Origin of the sequence: Gordonia insulae (assembly GCF_003855095.1) — a bacterium.
Lineage (GTDB): Bacteria > Actinomycetota > Actinomycetes > Mycobacteriales > Mycobacteriaceae > Gordonia > Gordonia insulae.
On the sequence record NZ_CP033972.1, the window covers coordinates 3061627 to 3079800 of the forward strand.

Consider the following 18174-nt stretch of genomic DNA (forward strand, 5'->3'; position numbering starts at 1 on the left):
AGTAGCTTAGGAGACCCTGAGTAGGACTAGCGCGGCCCGTTACGGTCGGGCGATAGTTCTGAGGTGCGCGGAACCGAACGGACGAACCGCATGAGCATCAAGGCCGCGGTGACACCAAGACCGCAGGTGAGGCCCCACCACACTCCGGCGGCGTCGAGTCCCACAGGAAATGCCAGAACGAGCGCAGTGGGTAGACCGACCAGCCAGTACCCCACCACGGACAACCGGAATGCCGACACGGTGTCCCCGAGCCCACGCAGCAGACCAACGCCGACGTTCTGGGCGGCGTCCACGAACTGCATGACGATCCCGATGAGCAACAACGAACGGCATAGCGCGATGGTGTCGCTGCTCGCATCGACGGTGAACGGTGCCAGGACTACGTCGGGGATGAACAGGTAGCACAACCCAGAGGCGGCCGCCAGGACCGACGTGGCAGCGAGGGCAAGCCTCATGACCGTCAGCGCCTGGTGGGTACGCATGCGGGCCACCTGTCGACTGACCAGGATCGACGCACCCTGCGACAATCCGATCGCGACCTGGAAGACGATGAAGGTTATCTGATACACGATGTTGTGGGCGGCAAGCGCTTCGGCCGAGATCGCTCCCATCACGAGGGCGAGAACCGAGAACATGCCTGCTTCGCTGGCATAGGTCGCCGACACGGGCACACCGAGCCCGAGCAGAGAGATCACGTCACGCCGCTCCGCGCGCCAGAACCGTACCGACATGAGTGGCGACAGTGTCTGATTGCGGCGGACGAGGATCCAGAACACGATGAACGTCAAGGCATGCACGAGAGATGTGCTCAGACCGATGCCGGCGAGCCCCAGCGACGGAAACGGCCCCCATCCGTGGATGAATCCCAGATTGAGTGCCGCGTTGACAGCGACCGAAGCGACGGTGATCCACAGTAATGCCAACGGTTTTCGCATTCCGACCGTGAACTGTCGGATGACCTGGAACCACAGACAGGGGATGAGCCCGGGTGCGAGCGCGACCAGCATCGATCTGGCGGCGGTGACGACATCGTCGGATTGGCCGAGGAAGGGAAGAAGCCAGCCGATACCGATGATGGCCAGGGCACCGATGATCCCCGCGATCGTCGCGAGGAGAAACCCGGCGCGTACATGGCCGCGGATCGCCCGGGCCGCGTCTCCTGGATCGGCGGCGGTATCTGCTGCAGCGATCTGGTTTCCCATCGGCACAAGCAGTCCCACACCCATCGTGCGGAGTTGGTTGAAGATGACGACTGCCAGGCCGCCTCCGGCCAACGCCTCAACGCCGAGAAGGCCCATCATCGCGGTGTCGGTGGCCGACAACGCTATCTGGGCCAGCTGGGTGCCGGCGACAGGTACGGCGAGCGCGGTCAGTTGCCGGGCCAGATGCGCTCCTGGAAGGTCACGCTTCTGCACTGTCCTGATGCTCATTTCTGGGTGGGGATGGGGTCGCCCTGCCGCCACACCGTACTGGTTGGGGTCTCGTCATGGGTGGCGGTGCCGTTGATGACGTCGTCGAGGAGTTCGTCGACGCGGTTCTCCGTGGCGGGGCTGAGCAGGCCTCGGGCACTCATCCACTCGTCTGAGAAGACCGTGTCCAGGTACTTCTCTCCCCCGTCGCACACGATCGTGACCGCGGTGGTTCCCGAGGGGAGGTCGGGAAGGCGCTCGAGCGCAGCGTAGATGGCGCCGCCGGCAGAGCCTCCCAACAACAGGCCCCATCGGCGGGCGATCACCCGGACGGTGGCGAACGCTTCGATGTCACCGATCTTGACACCCTCGTCGAGCAGACTGTAGTCGACTGCCGTTCCGACGACCGCCCCCTCGGGAGTGCCGGTGCCGGACTGCCAGTAGTCGTATCCCGGACCGCCGAAGGCGATGGACCCGTGCGGTTCCACGCCGATGACGATGGCCGGATTTCCCAGAGCTCTGAGCTGGGCCGCGGTGCCGAAAAGACTGCCTCCGGTGCCGACAGCGCTGATGAGGTAGTCCACGCCGTTCGGCAGATCCTCGAGGAGTTCTTCTGCGACGCGGTGGTAACCGACGGCATTGGCGTCATTGTTGTGTTGCTCGGTGAAGTGGGCGTCGGGCAGTTTGGCGGCAAGCGCTTCGGCGTAGTCTTCGCGAGCCGACGTGGCCAGGGCATCGTCTCCATCAGAGGAGACGTAGGTGAGTTCGGCACCCATGGCCTTCATGGCGCGCAGCTTGTCGATGCACGCATGGTTGTCGACGACCGCGGAGAAGTGGTAGCCGCGTTCGGCGGCCACGACCGACAGTCCGAGTCCTGTGTTGCCTGAGGTGGATTCGACGATACGGCCGCCGGGGTGCAGATTGCCCCGCCGTTCGGCGTCGTCGATCATGGAGATGGCCATTCGGATCTTGGCTGCGCCGGTGGGATTGAATTGTTCGAGCTTGAGGAGCAGTCGTCCCCCTCCGGGGGCGCGGCAGAGTTCGAACAGCGGTGTGTTGCCGACGAGATCGGTCACTGCCTGCACGACGCGTTCTCGACCAACGCGTGGGCGACCGGCGGCGTCGGTGTGTGTGAGGGTGCTGGTGGTCATCGATCGATGCTCCATGTGGTCGGTGATGCTTGTCGGTGCAGAACCAGTTTCGGCGGTACCGGCACCTGATGGAACTCGGATTCGTTGGAATCCATCTGATAGCCCGCCGTGTTGGGATAGACGATGAGGTCGCCTACCCTTGCCCTGCGGGAGAACGGTATTCGTCGCCGACTCAACAGATCTGTGTCCAGGCAGGTCGCACCGGCGACGATCGCGGGATGACGCACGATCGGGGTGTCGGAGCGCGGTTGCGAACCGAGCGGGTCGACGAGCTCGGGATCGGGGAGGAATTCGCTGTCGAACCACTGCTCGGACAGGCTCATCGAGGTCCCGGACACCGTGATGATGTCGGTGCCGTCGGTGTGGGTGTGTACCCCTCGCACGGTGAAGACGCTGATGCCGGCGCCGTCACACAGCGCCCGGCCGGGTTCGATCATGATCGACAGCCCGCTGGAGCGGGCCCGGACGCCGACCGACTCCGGATGAGTCGTGTCGGAGTCGCACAGGATACGTTCGAGCATGGCCGCCCCGGCGACCTCGGTGGAGTAGGGGTACAGCGAGCCGGCAGTCTTTCCGTCGAAGTACCACTCGCCGGATTCTCTGGCGCGGTATGTGTCCCAGTCACGATGCTCGACATAGTCGACGGCGATGCCTCCGCCGATCGAGACGATGTCAGCGGGATGGCCGACCTCACGAGCCCGCTGGCATGCGTCGATCGCACGATGAGCCATCGCCACTCTCGGCCACACGTCATAACCGGAGAGATGAAAACTGAATCCTCTCAGGACGATCCGATCTGACTCTTGCAAGTCAGCGACGGCCTGCTGGAGGCCCCACCCACTCATGCCGAACCGCGTCGTGGGGTCGTCGGGGCGCATCCGGAGCAGAATGTTGAGGTGCTCGGTCGGAGTGTGCTCGAGTACCCGGGAGACTTGTTCGACCGTGTCCAGAGCCACCAGGGCTCGGTGTCGCGCAGCGAGCCGTAGCACGTCGTCGGAGTGGGCGGGGCCGGTGACCATCACCTCCTCGCCGCGTACCCCGGCGGCGAGTGCGGCACCGAACTCCTCGGCGGAGGCGACGTCGACGCCGTAGCGCGACGGCGGCGCAATGGCGGCGGCGTCTGCGCACGCACGAACGAACGCTCGCGCCTTGTTCGCCTTGTAGCCGTATCGAATCCGCCCAGTGACCCCGCATTCGTCGAACACGGCGGCGAAGTCGGCCAGATTGGCGGCGAACGTGTTCGGATCGATGATGTGATAGCTCTCCCCCACTGCCGAGGCCATCTGGCTGAGCAGGTCTGGCCGGGTGAGAATGGCTTTCTCCCAGGCACGGCGCTTGGCCGGCATGGGCGGGGCGCTCATGACCACAGTGCCACCACCTTTCCCAGGCCGAGTTCGCGGGCTCGGTCGACCACGGCTTGACCGATGGCGATGTCGGTGACGACCAAGCCTGAGTTGTAAGCGAAGATGCGTTGGTTGCCTTCGGTGCGCGCAGGGTCGTCCCCCGCGAGAATGGCGGGGAGTTGCGCGTCGACCGGCGGCAACGACGTGCGCCCGTCCAGCAGATCCGTTCCGGTCACGGCCATCTGCTCGGCGTTGGTGGCGACCACCCGGTCGGCGGCCCAGAGACACGACGCGTCCACGCCGTATCCCACGAGGATCGTCACCGCCCAGGGTGCAACGCGATCACCGGTGACGTTGTGGGGCGTGCCCGGTCCGGCTGCTCCGACGATGACGTCGGCTCTGTGGGCCACCTCGTTGGCGTCGGTCACGGACTCTACGTCGACGTCGTGGACGTCCAAGCGCTGCTTGGTCGCGCGCAGACCCTCGGGATGGCTGCCGGCCAGCAGGACCGTGGTGACTGTCGGAAGGGCAGTCAGGATGGGACCGATGGTCTCTTGCCCTTGTCGTCCGCTGCCGATCACCAGGAGGGTGCGCGGGTTCGGTGGCGCGGTGGCCTTGGCGAGCAGAGCTGTGACTGCGGCAGTTCGGACTGCACCGATACGGGCACCGTCGAGCAGTGCGGTGGGCACTCCCGTCTGATCGTCGTACAGTTGCAGAGTCGTGTAGTAGCGCTTGGTGCCACGTCCCGGGTCCGGATCATGGGTGTACGAGGTCTTGAAGCCGACGGTCGTCGGGGATCGGCCCACCATCGCAAAGGAGATCGACTCGGAGGCTGACATTTTGACCTTGCGAGGGTTCTGTGATTGCTGACGCGCAATACCGCAGTACGCCTCCTCGACGGCCGTGAGAACCAGCTGGGGGTCGAGCTCGATCCGGTCGATGTCGCTGCGGCTCAATGTCAACAGCTCGCTCATACGAGGACCTCACTGTAGGGGCGGACGACCACCTGCCCGAATCCCGGCTCGAAGGATTCTGCGGCGGGTCGGTCGCGATCTGCCAGTCGGATGTTCAGTCGCAACAGCCACCGGTCGGTTCCGTCGAAACGCGCGGTGAACGGAACCCGGCCGTGCACAGCGACATCGTTGTCCAGTATCAGCACTTGACCAGGTTCCAACGCGACGAGCTGTGATACCGAGGCCAGGCCCGCCTCGAGTTTGGCGTAGGCCCTCGCCCACGTCGGACGTCCGGTCGAATCGGGCGTGTAAGCAGGGTCGTATCGCAGGCAGGCACCGTCGTCGCGCTGCCACAATGTACCCACGGGTGCCGGCGCCTGAGACTCGTCGCCACCCACATACGAGTCGTCGGGCAGGATCGGGCATTCGGGTTGCCGGAGATGGGCGATCTCGTCGGGTGAGAGGTAGCCGCCGGCGAGGACGTCTCTGACCGATGCCAGTGTGGTGCCGATTGATTCATGATTCCGCATGCAGCCCAACATGATCAAGTGCGCCCTGTCCGGGTGGAATGCGTCTTCGGTGTGTGGACTCAGCAGCACCGATGAGCTGGCGCCGGTCTGCTCGTTCTCGTGACCCGGGGTGGGGACGATCGAGTTGACCAGACGTCCGTCCTGTTGCCCCGCCCACCCGAACGGCTCGCCCAGCGCGAGCCCGATCAAGGTCATCGCGAATCCCAAAGCGGGACAGGTGTCAGCCGTCTGCCAGCTCGACGGCGTGGAGTCGATCAGCATATCGTCGATCGGTAGCCGATCCAGCACAACAGCGGCTCCTCGGGGAGCCACACATTGGTTCAGGATCGCTGCAGGAATCTCGGCAAGAAGGTCACGTGCGGTTGTCGCGAACTCGGGTGCGTCAGGATTGCGGTATTCCTCGGCCAGTTCGGACGCAAGTCGCATCAGACTGGTGGCGTCGGAAGGATCGATGCTGTGCATTTCTATGGTTTGTGCCGAAGTCATTTCAGCTCCATCGCTGGTGTCGGAAATCGATCATGACGATCTAGCTCAATGGCGCGTCAGCCTTTCCAAGCTCTATCAAAAGGAACTTTGGTTAGGCTATCTAAAGTGCATCTCGTCACGAATTGGCCCGTTCCCTTGACCAGATCGACAGTTGGCGGCGCACGGCGAGCATCTCGCTGCTCGAAAGTGAAGCGCACTTAACTGTTTCGCCGTCCAGATCCACGTGCTCGCAGAGCGATTCACGAGGCGTGGCGCCGCAAGCGACATGTCGAGCCTTACGCAGTGATGACCGGCGCACCTCGCAGGTAGACGGCGTACCGGCGATCGTCTGCCTGCAACGCATCACGCCCGTGTCGGCCGATCGACTCACGCCGATCGCTTGGTGGCCAGAGCCGCCCGGCCCGAGGCGCCCTTGCCCGGGTCCGCATCGGCGTGATTAGGTGCCGCACGACGGGGGTTAGGGTATCCATACCCGGAGCCCACAGGTGTTGCCTTATCGAGAAAGCACATATTCGTGAGCATCAGTCGCCGACATTTCCTGGCGGGCAGCGCGGGCGTTTCCGCTCTGGCCGTACTTGCCGCATGCGGCTCGAACAACGACTCCTCTTCGGGTGCCCCTCAATCGGGTGGAACCCTCCGGGTTGGCGCACTGGGGAAGACCTCGGCAATCGAGCAGGATCCGCATCAAACGCTGAACAACAACAGCGACTTCCTCATTTCCTCATTGGTCTTCGACGCGTTGACCGTTCCCGGCGAGAATCCGAACACCGCGCCTCGGCTGGCCTCCCGGTGGGAGCAGCTCGGCGATCCTCGACAGTGGCGATTCGTCATCGCCGAAGGCGCCGCGTTCCACGACGGCACTCCGGTCTCCTCTGCCGACGTGGTGTGGTCACTCCGACGGCTCCATGAGATTGCCGGTGAGACAAAGGTTCCCGTAACCTCGCCGGGCGACATCGTGACTGACGGCCCATCGGCTGTCCGGATCACCACGCCGGCACCCAACCGCGACCTGCCCATGCTGTTGCGTCTGATGACGTTCACCGTCAAACAGGGCACCACCGATTTCGCCAGGCCGGTCGGCACAGGACCGTTCACGCTGGAGTCCTTCGACAACGGAAATGCTCGCCTGGTGCGAAACCCGAACTGGTACGCCACGCCGCCGACCCTGGACGCCATCGAGGTCACCCGCTTCGAGAGCACCACCGCGATGGCCAACGCGGTACTGAGCAACCAGATCGACCTCGCCTCCAACGTCGGCGCCGTCGCCGGACGCACTGCCGAGGGCCGAGACGGATACACGGTCATGCGCCGCTCCAACGATGTGGTGATCCCCGTCGTCATGCGCACCTCCGACGGCCCTTTTGCCGACGTTCGGGTACGTGAGGCGATGCGGCTCATCGTCGATCGCGATGCCATGGTGAAACAGGCGATCTCCGGTTATGGAGTCGTCGCCAACGACGTACTGGGAACCGGTGATCCGACATACGACAGGTCACTGCCCCAACGCGGGCGGGATCTCGACAAGGCCAAAGCACTTCTGGCCGAGGCGCGTTTCGATCTCACCAAGACCTATCAACTGTTCACCAAGGATGAAGCGGTCGGCGAGGTCGATTCGGCCAAGCTGTTCGCCGGCCAGGCACGGGATGCGGGCATCAAGATCGACGTCGTCACGCAGGACTCCAACGTGTTCTACGACGAGACGTGGCTGTCCGCGCCGCTGTACACCGCGAACTGGGGAACCAACGACTCCGTGGTCTTCTTCGCCAGCAAGACGATGTATTCCGGGACCAAGTGGAACGAGACCGGTTTCCACGACGCTGCCTTCGATTCCGCCTATCGCCGAGCACTGGCGGCGCGCGACGACGCGACATATCAGAATGCCAGTCACGACCTGCAGCGCATCGAGTACGAGCGGGGCGGCTACCTCGTCTGGGGTATGGCCGACGGGGTCGATATCGCTTCGTCTCGGGTTCACGGACTGCCCACCCTGGGTGGGTTCGGTCGAGTACAGCTCGAACGAGCATGGTTGACCAATTGACCTCCGAGTCGCTGCGGTTCGCGGGTTCCCGGTGGACGCCGTCGGTCGCGGCTGCCTCCTCGCGCCGCGTTGCCACCGCGCTGACTCAGCGGATCGCGGTGTTGATCGTCGTGCTGATCGTGGTGTTCGCGACTGTCGATCTGCTACCGGGCAACGGTGTAAGGGCCGTACTGGGGCGCGACGCCACCGACGCCCAGATCGCCGCGCGCGAGGCGGCCCTCGGGCTCGACCGACCCCTGCCCGTCAGGTTCGCAGACTGGCTCGGGGGACTGATCCGGGGCGATCTGGGCACCAGCGTCCGGGGAACATCCGTCAACGACATGCTCACCGACAAGTTCCCCAACACCCTGATCCTCGGCGGCGCCGCGATACTGGTCACGGCCATCGCGGCGGTCTGTTTCGGAGCGCTGTGGTCGTTCTTCCCACGCAGCGTTGCTGCCCGTGCACTGTCGTCGACGACCATTGCGGTCATCGCGATCCCCGAATTCGTGATCGCCGTCGGCCTGGTCTTCGTGTTCGCCCTGCTGCTCGGCTGGTTGCCCGCCGTGACCACGACCGGCCCGTCAGGCGCGCCGGCCAACGCCGCGGTGCTGGTGCTTCCGGTACTTGCACTGGCGATCCCCCAGTCCGGCTGGAACATTCGGGTCACCCGGGCCGCGCTGGACGAGGCCGCCGGCATGCCACACGTCGCCGCGGCCGAACTGGATGGACTCACGCGACGTGAGATCCTGGCGCGTCATATCCTGCCCATCGCCGCACCCACTCTGGCCGCCTCGCTGGCGACGACGGTGGGCATGGTCCTCGGAGGCGCGCTTGTGGTCGAGACGATCTTCAATTACCCGGGGCTGGGAACGGTGCTTGCCGGCGCGGTCACAGATCGCGATGCGCCCGTTGTCGCAGCTGTCGTGGCCTTGACCGGTGTCGTCATCACCATGATGCTGGTCCTCGCAGATCTTCTGCGCGCGTGGGCGATACGAACTCGCGCATGAAACACACGCGGGTCTGGTGGCTGGTGCCGGCGGCGGTGATCATCGCCGCTGCCGCCATCGCCCCGTTGTTCGTCGACACGTCGTCCGGTCAGGGAGACATCCCCTACTCGGAGCCATCGGCGCAGGCCTGGCTCGGCACGGACCACCTCGGGCGTTCGATACTGCCTCAGCTGCTGACCGGCGGATGGAGGATCATCCTGATCGCGTCGACGATCGCCGTATTGGTCACTGCTCTGGCCGCGATGGCGGGTACCGTCGCTGCGCTCCAACCGCGCCTGGGTGCAGTCATCGAGCGCGCCACCGACGCCGCGATGCTTGTTCCGCCCATTCTGGCGATCATGCTGGTGTTGCTGTCCTGGCCGTCTGCCGGAACCGCCGGGCTGATCGTCGTCGCCGTACTGGTCGGCACGCCCTACTCAGCACGGGTATTCGCTGCCGCCGCGAACGGGGTCGCCGCATCCGGCTTCATCGACGTCGCCGTCGCCAGTGGTGAGCGACTGCCGTACCTCGCGGTCAGAGAGGTCCTGCCGAACCTGCGTGACACCACGCTCACTCAGCTCGGACTGCGGTTCGTCGAGGCCATGTACCTGGTCAGCACCGCAGCATTTCTCGCCCTCCCGGCATCCCTGGGCGAATCCAACTGGGCGCTGATGGTCCGCGAGAACAGCGGTGGTGTGTTACTCAACCCGTGGGCAGTGGCAGCGCCGGCTCTCGCGTTGGCGCTGGTGGCGATCAGTCTCTCGGTGGCCGTCGAGATCATCGCTTCCCGAAGGACGACACCGTGACCGCGGCCGTCTCGGTGACGTCATTCAGTGTCAGCGTTGCCCCCCAGCCGGACGATCCGATCCTCGCCCCGGTGTCGTTCACGGCTGAGCACGGCACCGTCATCGCGTTGTCGGGCCCGTCCGGGTGCGGCAAGACCACACTGATGAAAGCGATTCTCGGGGCGGTGCCCGCCGGTGGACATCACAGGGGCGACATCACCGTCCACGGTGAACAGGTACTGGCTCTGCCAGAGAAGCGGCTGCGCTCCTTCCGCCGTAGGCATCTGGCCTATGTCGGCCAAGACCCCGGTTCAGCACTCAACCCGGTCGTCACCGTGCGGACGCTGATCTCCGAACTGGCCACTCCCACCGCGGCGTTGAGCCCGGCAGCGGCGCTCGAAGCCGTGGGCCTGCCGGCCGAGATCTCGTCGCGGCGTCCCGGACAACTCTCCGGCGGGCAGCAACGCCGAGTGGCGTTGGCGCGTGCGCTCACACGCGGCGTACAGCTGCTGCTCATCGACGAACCCTTCGCCGGACTACATCAACAAGCCCGGGCAGACATCTCCCGACTACTGACCGCGTTGGCCACCGAGCACAACATCACCGTGATCGTTTCCGGACATGACATGGCCACGCTCGAATCGATGACAGACCAGCACATACACCTCCACCCTGCGGCAGCGCGTCGCGTCACCGCGCCCCCCATGCCGATCCCGATCCCGATGCCGATGCCGGCACGATCGGCCACCTCGCCAGTGCTGGCCGCCCGGACACTGTGCCTCCGCCGTGGGCAGATCAACGTTCTCGACGGCGTCGACCTGACTGTGTCCGAAGGCGCGCTGACCGCGGTGCTCGGTCAATCCGGGGCGGGCAAGACCACCCTGGCTCGCGTACTGGTCGGACTCGAGCCCACGGCGACCGGCACGCTGACTCTCGACATGGAACCGCTCTCGTGCGATGTACGCGGGCGGACTCCCGCCCAGCGCGGCCGCATTCAACTCATCCCGCAGAACCCGTTGTCGTCACTCAATCCGCAACGCACCGTGGGCCAGACACTCGCCAGGGCTCTGCATCGCCTCAACGGTCGCCGGCACCGTTCGCGCGATCACCCCACCGACGTCACCACACTGCTGGAGGCCGTCGAACTACCGCCGGATTTCGGTCACCGCTACCCACACGAGTTGTCCGGCGGACAACGCCAACGCGTTGCCATCGCTCGCGCACTGGCGGCCGGTCCGCGGGTGCTCGTCTGTGACGAGATCACCTCGGCGCTCGACATTGCCACAGCGCACGCCATCATGCGCTTGGTCTCCGACGTCGCCACCGCACGCGATATGGCGGTGATCGTGATCAGCCACGACATGGACCTGCTGAAGCGATACACCGCGCACGGGGTCGTTCTCGATGCCGGCCAGATCGTTGCCCGAGGAAACATCCGCGAACTCGTCGACACCGTCGGCACCCCGGCAGGACCGTCGGAGTCGATCGGCCACAGCCACACATGATCATGGTGCGGCTGACTGCTGACGGGCGTTCGACTTTGCCTGCCGTCGCACAGCAGGCCGTCACCAGCGGTGCTGACCGGCCGCATCCCTCATGCGAGCGGTGCCGCTACAGCGGTGTCACCAGTCAAAGTAGCTGCCTCGCAACCAGTTCAGTGGTCATCACGGCGGCGATCGCACTGACGGCCAGCAGCGAGATCAGCACGAACAGCTGCATCACCGCAGCCGCGGTCGTCGACGCGCCGCCCAGGACCATCCCGACGAATGCACCCGGAATGGTGACCAGACCCACCGACCGCGTCTGATCGATGCCGGGGACCAGAGCGGTGGCTGCCGCGGAGCGACAGATCTCGAGACGGGCATCACGAGACACCAGTCCCAGCGCCAATGCGGCATCGACTTCGCCGCTGCGGGTGTGTAGTTCGTCGTGGGCCCGGCGACCTGCCAACGAGGCGGTGTTCATCGCACCCCCGAACATGATGCCTGCAGTGGGAATCACCGCCAGCCCGGTTGCCGGCAATACGCCGATGATCACCAATGCCGCCACGATGATCACCGTCGAAAGCGCAACCGGCAGCAGACATCGCACCGCGCGCCGCCACGTACCGCGCCGTCCCGCGATCCGGTCAGCCGAGGTCCACGCGGCCGCACATGCCATGATGGCGATGAACAGTGCCGACGCCCAGAAGCGTTGGATCACCACTCCCAGCACCGCCGCCAGAGCGGCCAGCTGGACGGCGGCTCGCAGCGTGGCAACCATGCTCTCCCGCCAATAGCCGGTGTGGCCGAGGTAGTTGACAGCCACGGCCACAGCCGCCAGGACCACCACGACAACACCGAGCGCGGGACCGATCCGAACCACAGCGTCGCCTACCGAGTTCATCACGTCACCAATCACATGAGCGGGTTGATCCACCAGTACTCGTTCTGTACCAGAGTGATGCGCAGTGCGCCAGCGCCCGGCGCGGATCGCACTCAGATATCCCTAAGCTCCACGTCGGCACACTCGGAACGTGCGTCGCGACCGGCGGCACATCTGCTGCGAAGGATCCGTCCCATGTCCGACCTCCCCGTCCAGAACACAGACTCGCCGCCACCACGACGGCGTGCATCCACCCGCGACCGCGAGGCGTCCGCTGCGATTCTGAGTGCCGCGATGGCCGAGGGCATGCTCAACCCGGTCGAATTCGACGATCGGTCGGCGAGCGTATACGCGGCCACCTACCGCGACGAACTGGTGGTACTCACTGCAGATGTCGACCACGCGGAACTCCGGACGCCCGCGGGTCGACGATCCGGTGCACACGCCATCCGCCGGGGCGGCGCCGCACTGAACGCGATGCTCACGTCCTCACTCGCAACGGCCATGCACCATCGCCGCGCCGCGGTAGCGATCGGGCTCGTCCTCGTGCTGATGGTCATCGGATTGACCGCGGTCTCCGTCGGCATCATCGCCGAAACCGGCACGGAGATCACTCCATTCGACCACGAACAGTTCTCAGAATGAGCCGGGTGGAACACGTGGTGCGCTCATGCCGACGAATACTCTCGAAACATCTGACCCCAGGTTCCCTCGCCGTCGTGGTCACACTGAGCGTGTTCCTCCCCTCGGTCACGAGTTGCACTGTGCCACCACAATCATCGGCGGCACGAACCTTCGTTTCGCCCGCACCGGACTCGGCGGCACAAACCGGATCGCGCCCCCTTCGATTGGTCTATCCCACGCCGGATGGCAAGAATGATCCCACCCAGAACTTCGGCGATCTGTACCTGCCGTCCGCACCTGTCACCGGGGTGCCCCTCGCCGTCCTGTTCCATGGCGGGAGTTGGCTGTCCTCCGCGGGCGATCTACGCGGGTTGGCGCCCATGGCACGCGCTCTCGCCGACCATGGGATCGCCGTGTTCAACGTCGAATACCGACGCATCGGCTCCGGAGGAGGATGGCCGACGACCCTCACCGACGCCCAGGCAGCCGTCGATTTCGCCGCCGGCCTGAGTCACGACCACCGCTCCCTCGCAGACGGTGTCGCCGTCGTCGCCGGGCACAGCGCAGGTGGACAACTGGCCCTTTGGGCGGGTACCCACGGGAGGACACCACCGCGAGCGGTGGTGTCGATCTCCGGCCCGGCTGATCTGGCATATGCGGCCGTGCACGGCGACCGCAACGTGCGGGCTTTCCTCGGCGGGTTGCCCCACCAGGTTCCCGAGCGATACTCACTGGCGGACCCGAGTGCCGACCCACCCCCGACCGTGCCTGTGCTGTTGCTTCACGGCACCCGCGACCACGTCGTCCCGATCGAGGTGGCCCGACACTACCTCGAAGACCACCCCCTGCCGGCACTGCCGCATCCCGACCTGGTCGAGATCGCGGGCGGTACGCACACTTCCCTGGTGACACCCGGCCGCCGGGGCTACAGCGAGGTCCTGACTGACGTGGAAAAGCTGATCCGACAGGTGATGTCTCACTCCCCCGCGCTCCCCACCCACGTGACTCAGGGAGCTCTGAGCTCGCGAGCCCTGGGTTCGACAGCGTGACCATTCCCCTCGCGGCTGCTCATGCCGTCGCGCTACCCGGCTTCCTGGATCCCGTGACCCTGTTGGGCTACTTCGGTTCGTGGGCGCTGGTCGGCCTGCTCCTCGTCATCGCCGTGGAATCGGGAATACTGTTTCCTCTACTACCGGGAGACTCTCTGCTGTTTGTCGCCGGGATGGTGATCGCCGCCGACGGCGCGCAGGGACTCGAGTCCTTTGCGTCACTGTGGCAGGTGCTGCTGTTGGCGCCCATGGCCGCCATCCTTGGCGCAGAGGTCGGCTATTGGGTGGGACGCACAGTCGGCACCCGCTGGTTCACCCCGGCGAGCCGTGTTCTCAAGCAACGCTATGTCGACGAGGCTCACACATTCTTCGACCGTCACGGCCCGATCACCGTCTTTCTCGCCCGCTTCGTGCCGGTTGTACGAACCATCACTCCCATCGTGGCCGGGGCCGCAGGCATGCGGCATCGACATTTCCTGATCGTCAACATCATCGGAGCGGTGACCTGGGCGAGCGGTATCACGCTGCTCGGATACTGGTTGGGCCAGTTCGCAATCGTGCAGAAACTCATCGAGCCGATCTTCGTGTTGATCGTGGTCGTCTCCGTTGCACCGATGGTGTGGACCGCGCTGCGTCGTCGCCGACGATCTGCACGCGTTGGCAATCCAGCGCCCGGCCGAGACCGGGGATGACAGCGACCGTCAGGCACCATCGGTCGTCGGCACGGTGTACGTATTGTGCTCGCGCGCCACAAGTGTCACCCGCTGACCTTCAGCTGTCGTCGGGGTGATGGCGCGCGGTGACCCACGACTCCAGGAGCGATACCACTGGGTCCACGTGTTGACGATGGGCCCACGCGGCTGTCCTGTCCTCGGCGTCGCCGGGCCCCGGAGCGCCGAGCGCGTGGCCGTAGGACCCGGCCGTGACAAACGATGCGATCAGGGCTGCAAGGAGGAGCGAGGCCCTCACCGCGCGCGACAGACGCGGATGCTCGTCGTGCGGGCCCGCGGTGTACGTTTCGCCGCTCCTGCCGTTTGAGACCGTCACCGTCACCGCCGCCTGCTAGTCGGCGGAGTGGCGAGTGCGACGCAGAGTTGTACGAACATTCGCGCTATCAATGCACCAGCAGTCAACGACATGATGGCGCTGTTGCATGAGACTGATTGTGGCATCGCGCCGTTCGTCGTGACGCCAGAAACCGTCACGAGCAGCAGTATGATCAGAGTGGTCGTGATTGTGGCGAGTACAGTCAGCGTCCGGGCACTCGAGACACTCATCGTCACGAATTCTTTTGAGCACAAACCGTTCCGAGCTCTCACCGGCGGACTTCGCCCGGAGCGCGCTGCTCGACACGGTCGATCGTGGTGACACTCAAGAACGCCACCAGAGCCACCATCACGACGAGGAACACCACGTTGGTGACAGTGGTGCCGAACGCGAGGCCGCCCGAATCCCGCGGCTGGGTCAGAAGGTCGCCGAGCGACGCTCCGAGAGGTCTGGTGACTATGTATGCAGCCCAGAACGCGACGACCGCGTTCAGACGAAGTACGTAGTGCGCGATGGCGATCAGCGCGATGATCGCCGCGAAGATGCCCAGCGACGCCGCATATCCCACAGCGAGCTTCTCGGCGATGAGATCGCCGGCAGCGGTACCCAATGCAAAGGTGATCAGGATCGCGAGCCAGTAGAAGGCTTCCCGCCGCCGGGTGCGGATGGAGTGGATCGAGAGGGTTCGTTCTGTGGCGTACCACGCGGTGAACACAGCGATCAGGGCGATGCTGAACACCGCAGTGGACATCGCCAGCGGGACACCGAACACGTCGGTGAGGTTGTCGGTGATCAACGTGCCCGTCACACTGATCAGCAACACGGTCCACCAGTACAGTGCCGGAATGTAGCGGCTGACCATGAACTGGGCGGCGAGCGTGACGGCCAGCAAGATCACGGCCACCAACGTCGTCGACTGCAGGCCGAGGCCCAAGGTGATGTTGATGTAGTCGGCCGCTGTCTCACCCACGGTCGTCGCCAGGATCTTGATCACCCAGAAATAGATGGTGACCTCGGGGACCTTGCTCCAGGCATTGGTCACCGAACTCGGTGTGACGTCAGTGATGGGCATGTACCTGATCTCCGTTCGGTGAAGCGGAACGCGGCCTGAGCCACCCTGATAGGCGACCGGTACTTCCACTGGCAGTTCGACGATGCAGATCAGTCAGCCCCCCGACGGCCAGCGGTGGGATGATCAGTGCCACTGCGATTCCCACCGCCATGGCCGCCACAACATCGGACACCCAGTGGACGCCCAGATACAGGCGGGTACCAGCGACGACGAGCGTGATCGCGACTGCGGCAGACACGACTCCGCGACGCACCCGTGGTGCGGTGGATGCGGTGCAGACCAGAGCAACAGTCACCGCCAGAGCGCAGGTCCCTGTCACGTGACCCGATGGATAGGAGAAGCTGGTCTCGGCAATCGTCCGGTGGAACTGCAACGGCGGACGTGGTCGGGCCACAACCAGTTTCACGATCTCCGCGACGATTCCGGCGGTCACCACGCTCGCCACGACCGCCGTCGCGCGGACGATACTGCGGTCATAGATCGTCAGCCCCACTGCTATGGCGATGGTCCAGATCGCGATCATCATCGGGCCGAAGCAATCGGATACCACGGAGACCGTGGGCATCACGGCGGCGTTTCGGTGCGCGATCACCCAGGCCATGACCGGGTCGTCGAGGCCGAACGGGCCTCCTGAATAGGCCAGAGCGACGCCGCCCAGCAATACCCCGGCGACCAGCAGCGCCGCAAGGACTTGTCGTACGGTGGAGGTCTGCATGCGAACATGCTCGACCGCAGATGCTTAGCGGACGCTGAGTTGTGCTGTGATCACGCTGATATTGGTACTACCGTCCGATGCGTGCATCCAAGGCAGACAGTGTGGCCACGCAAGCTCCGCGTCCACCCCATGCCGCTTCGCGTTCACCTGACCGTGGCGGCCACCACGGTGGTCGCGGTGACGCTGCTTCTGGCCGCGATGATACTGGTGCTGTCCATCAATTCGGTGCTGGTCCACACCGCCGACAGCGCGGCGGAGGCGCGGGCGTCCCAGTTGGCAACCGCGGTGCGCCAGGAAGGGCCCGGCGGGATCGATCACGAACTGCTCGGTCAGGCGCAGAACGTCGACATCATCCAGATAGTCGATTCCAGCAATCGGGTCGTGATCGCCAGCCCGCCGACTCACACCGGCGCGCTCACAGAGTCGGTGCCGCCCGAGGCTCAGCACACGATCTATCTGGAAGAGCGTGCTGGTGACGCCGAGTATCGTGCCGCGGTTCGCGGAAGTGCCGGTCCTGGAGGTGAGCCGTTCACGATCGTCGTCGGGGCTGCTGAAGGTCCGATCCAGCGCACTGTCGCCCTTATCGCATTGATGTGCGCAGTGGGATTTCCGGTCATCATGATCGGGATGGCGGTGTTGACCTACGTCCTGACCGGGAGGACTCTGCGATCAGTAGACGGTATCCGCCGGCACCTGGCTGCAGCCGCTGACGGTGGCCTCCCCCACCCCAGGATTCCGGTGCCCGCCTCCGGCGACGAGACATCCGCGCTCGCGACCACCATGAACGCGATGCTTGATCGAATCAACGGCGCGCATCGGCAGCAGTCCGACTTCGTCGAGACCGCCGCACGCGAGTTGCTCACCCCGGTTCACGGCATCGTCGATGGTCTCGCATCCGCGGTTGATCACGAAGAGGCCATCGAACCGGACAAAGCCGGCACTCTGCTGGCGAACGAGGTGACATCGGTGAAAACCATTGTTGCTGAGTTGCTTCTGAGTTCCCGGCCACGTGGTGACCTTGCGGGGCCACCCGGTGGGAACGGCACGGTGACGTGGGCGAACGCGCCATCGACGGACCGGTCGCCCTCGACCTCGACCTCGCACGACACACTCGGCTGAATTCTCGGAATGCGAGCGTGCACAGCGGCCGTCGCAGCGGGGCCGAGCAGCCGGGCTCTCAGCAACACTCAGCGTGTACACAGCGCCGTCCCGCGACTCTGGGTTCCAGATCGTCACCGTGACGATCGACCTCGAGAAAGGAATTTCGCATGGGACACAACACTCTTGGCCCAGGACGACGGCTGCGAAGAGCGCTGATCGCCGCAGCCCTGGCCGCAGCGGCTGCCAGTGGTGTCGGGATCGGCGTTGCTCACGCAATCACCACACACGCGCCTTCCGGACAATCATCCACATCCGTCCGGACCCAGCCAGTCCGGCCCACCGATCAACCCGATCGGCCCGGCCAACCAGATCTGCCCGAACCCGGCGACACCGCGGACGATGCACCCGATATTCCGGGGCAACCGGACGTGCCCGAACCCGGCGACACACCCGACGCACCCTGAGTTCCTCGCTCCGGGCTCGCGTGCTCCCGTCGGCATCGAGTGGTGGTCTCGGCCGTGCCTCTCGCTCGGTCGGCC

16 protein-coding genes are annotated in these 18174 nt (G+C 65.1%); 8 read left to right on the top strand and 8 right to left on the bottom strand.

Going from position 1 to position 18174, the window contains the following annotated elements; translation table 11 throughout:
* Positions 1 to 26 precede the first annotated feature (26 nt).
* The 5 genes from D7316_RS14040 to D7316_RS14060 are packed head-to-tail and all read right to left on the bottom strand — an operon-like array spanning position 27 to position 5872.
* Positions 27 to 1430, bottom strand: coding sequence for an MATE family efflux transporter (locus D7316_RS14040; RefSeq protein ID WP_124708792.1), 1404 nt, complete (start codon positions 1428 to 1430; stop codon positions 27 to 29).
* Positions 1427 to 2560, bottom strand: a complete 1134-nt coding sequence (locus D7316_RS14045; protein ID WP_124708793.1) for a PLP-dependent cysteine synthase family protein — start codon at positions 2558 to 2560, stop codon at positions 1427 to 1429. The genes D7316_RS14040 and D7316_RS14045 overlap by 4 nt, the downstream gene beginning before the upstream one ends.
* Entirely contained in the window at positions 2557 to 3921 is a 1365-nt protein-coding gene (locus tag D7316_RS14050) for an alanine racemase (protein WP_124708794.1), read from the bottom strand. Before D7316_RS14050 ends, D7316_RS14045 begins: the two co-directional genes overlap by 4 nt.
* Positions 3918 to 4877 (bottom strand): ornithine cyclodeaminase family protein, encoded by a 960-nt coding sequence (locus D7316_RS14055; protein WP_124708795.1) that lies wholly within the window; start codon positions 4875 to 4877, stop codon positions 3918 to 3920. Before D7316_RS14055 ends, D7316_RS14050 begins: the two co-directional genes overlap by 4 nt.
* On the bottom strand, positions 4874 to 5872 hold the full coding sequence (locus D7316_RS14060) for a TauD/TfdA family dioxygenase (RefSeq protein ID WP_124708796.1): 999 nt from the start codon (positions 5870 to 5872) through the stop codon (positions 4874 to 4876). The genes D7316_RS14055 and D7316_RS14060 overlap by 4 nt, the downstream gene beginning before the upstream one ends.
* Positions 5873 to 6386: 514 nt before the next feature.
* On the opposite strand from D7316_RS14060, the gene D7316_RS14065 reads away from it, so the two are divergent.
* The 4 genes from D7316_RS14065 to D7316_RS14080 are packed head-to-tail and all read left to right on the top strand — an operon-like array spanning position 6387 to position 11168.
* Positions 6387 to 7910, top strand: a complete 1524-nt coding sequence (locus tag D7316_RS14065; RefSeq protein ID WP_124708797.1) for an ABC transporter substrate-binding protein — start codon at positions 6387 to 6389, stop codon at positions 7908 to 7910.
* Positions 7907 to 8899, top strand: coding sequence for an ABC transporter permease (locus D7316_RS14070; protein WP_232016910.1), 993 nt, complete (start codon positions 7907 to 7909; stop codon positions 8897 to 8899). Before D7316_RS14065 ends, D7316_RS14070 begins: the two co-directional genes overlap by 4 nt.
* Positions 8896 to 9684, top strand: a complete 789-nt coding sequence (locus D7316_RS14075; RefSeq protein ID WP_124708799.1) for an ABC transporter permease subunit — start codon at positions 8896 to 8898, stop codon at positions 9682 to 9684. Before D7316_RS14070 ends, D7316_RS14075 begins: the two co-directional genes overlap by 4 nt.
* Positions 9681 to 11168 (top strand): ABC transporter ATP-binding protein, encoded by a 1488-nt coding sequence (locus D7316_RS14080; protein WP_164473791.1) that lies wholly within the window; start codon positions 9681 to 9683, stop codon positions 11166 to 11168. Before D7316_RS14075 ends, D7316_RS14080 begins: the two co-directional genes overlap by 4 nt.
* A 124-nt stretch (positions 11169 to 11292) precedes the next feature.
* Here D7316_RS14080 and D7316_RS14085 read toward each other — a convergent pair whose 3' ends face one another.
* Positions 11293 to 12048, bottom strand: a complete 756-nt coding sequence (locus tag D7316_RS14085; RefSeq protein WP_124708801.1) for an ABC transporter permease — start codon at positions 12046 to 12048, stop codon at positions 11293 to 11295.
* A gap of 174 nt (positions 12049 to 12222) precedes the next feature.
* Here D7316_RS14085 and D7316_RS14090 point away from each other — a divergent pair, with 174 nt between their 5' ends.
* The 3 genes from D7316_RS14090 (at position 12223) to D7316_RS14100 (ending at position 14392) form a co-directional block, all read left to right on the top strand.
* Positions 12223 to 12672, top strand: coding sequence for a DUF1707 SHOCT-like domain-containing protein (locus D7316_RS14090; RefSeq protein ID WP_164473792.1), 450 nt, complete (start codon positions 12223 to 12225; stop codon positions 12670 to 12672).
* A gap of 203 nt (positions 12673 to 12875) precedes the next feature.
* Positions 12876 to 13700: an alpha/beta hydrolase family protein gene (locus tag D7316_RS14095; RefSeq protein WP_164473793.1), complete on the top strand. Its 825-nt coding sequence runs from the start codon at positions 12876 to 12878 to the stop codon at positions 13698 to 13700.
* On the top strand, positions 13697 to 14392 hold the full coding sequence (locus tag D7316_RS14100; RefSeq protein ID WP_232016911.1) for a DedA family protein: 696 nt from the start codon (positions 13697 to 13699) through the stop codon (positions 14390 to 14392). Before D7316_RS14095 ends, D7316_RS14100 begins: the two co-directional genes overlap by 4 nt.
* A gap of 623 nt (positions 14393 to 15015) precedes the next feature.
* Here D7316_RS14100 and D7316_RS14105 read toward each other — a convergent pair.
* A complete protein-coding gene (locus D7316_RS14105; RefSeq protein WP_124708804.1) occupies positions 15016 to 15819 on the bottom strand; it encodes a COG4705 family protein in 804 nt (267 codons plus the stop codon).
* Entirely contained in the window at positions 15806 to 16534 is a 729-nt protein-coding gene (locus tag D7316_RS14110; protein WP_124708805.1) for a phosphatase PAP2 family protein, read from the bottom strand. The genes D7316_RS14105 and D7316_RS14110 overlap by 14 nt, the downstream gene beginning before the upstream one ends.
* A gap of 6 nt (positions 16535 to 16540) precedes the next feature.
* Here D7316_RS14110 and D7316_RS14115 point away from each other — a divergent pair, with 6 nt between their 5' ends.
* Positions 16541 to 17653 carry a HAMP domain-containing protein gene (locus D7316_RS14115; protein ID WP_124708806.1) on the top strand — a complete coding sequence of 371 codons (1113 nt, stop codon included), beginning with the start codon at positions 16541 to 16543 and terminating at the stop codon, positions 17651 to 17653.
* Positions 17654 to 18174 lie beyond the last annotated feature (521 nt).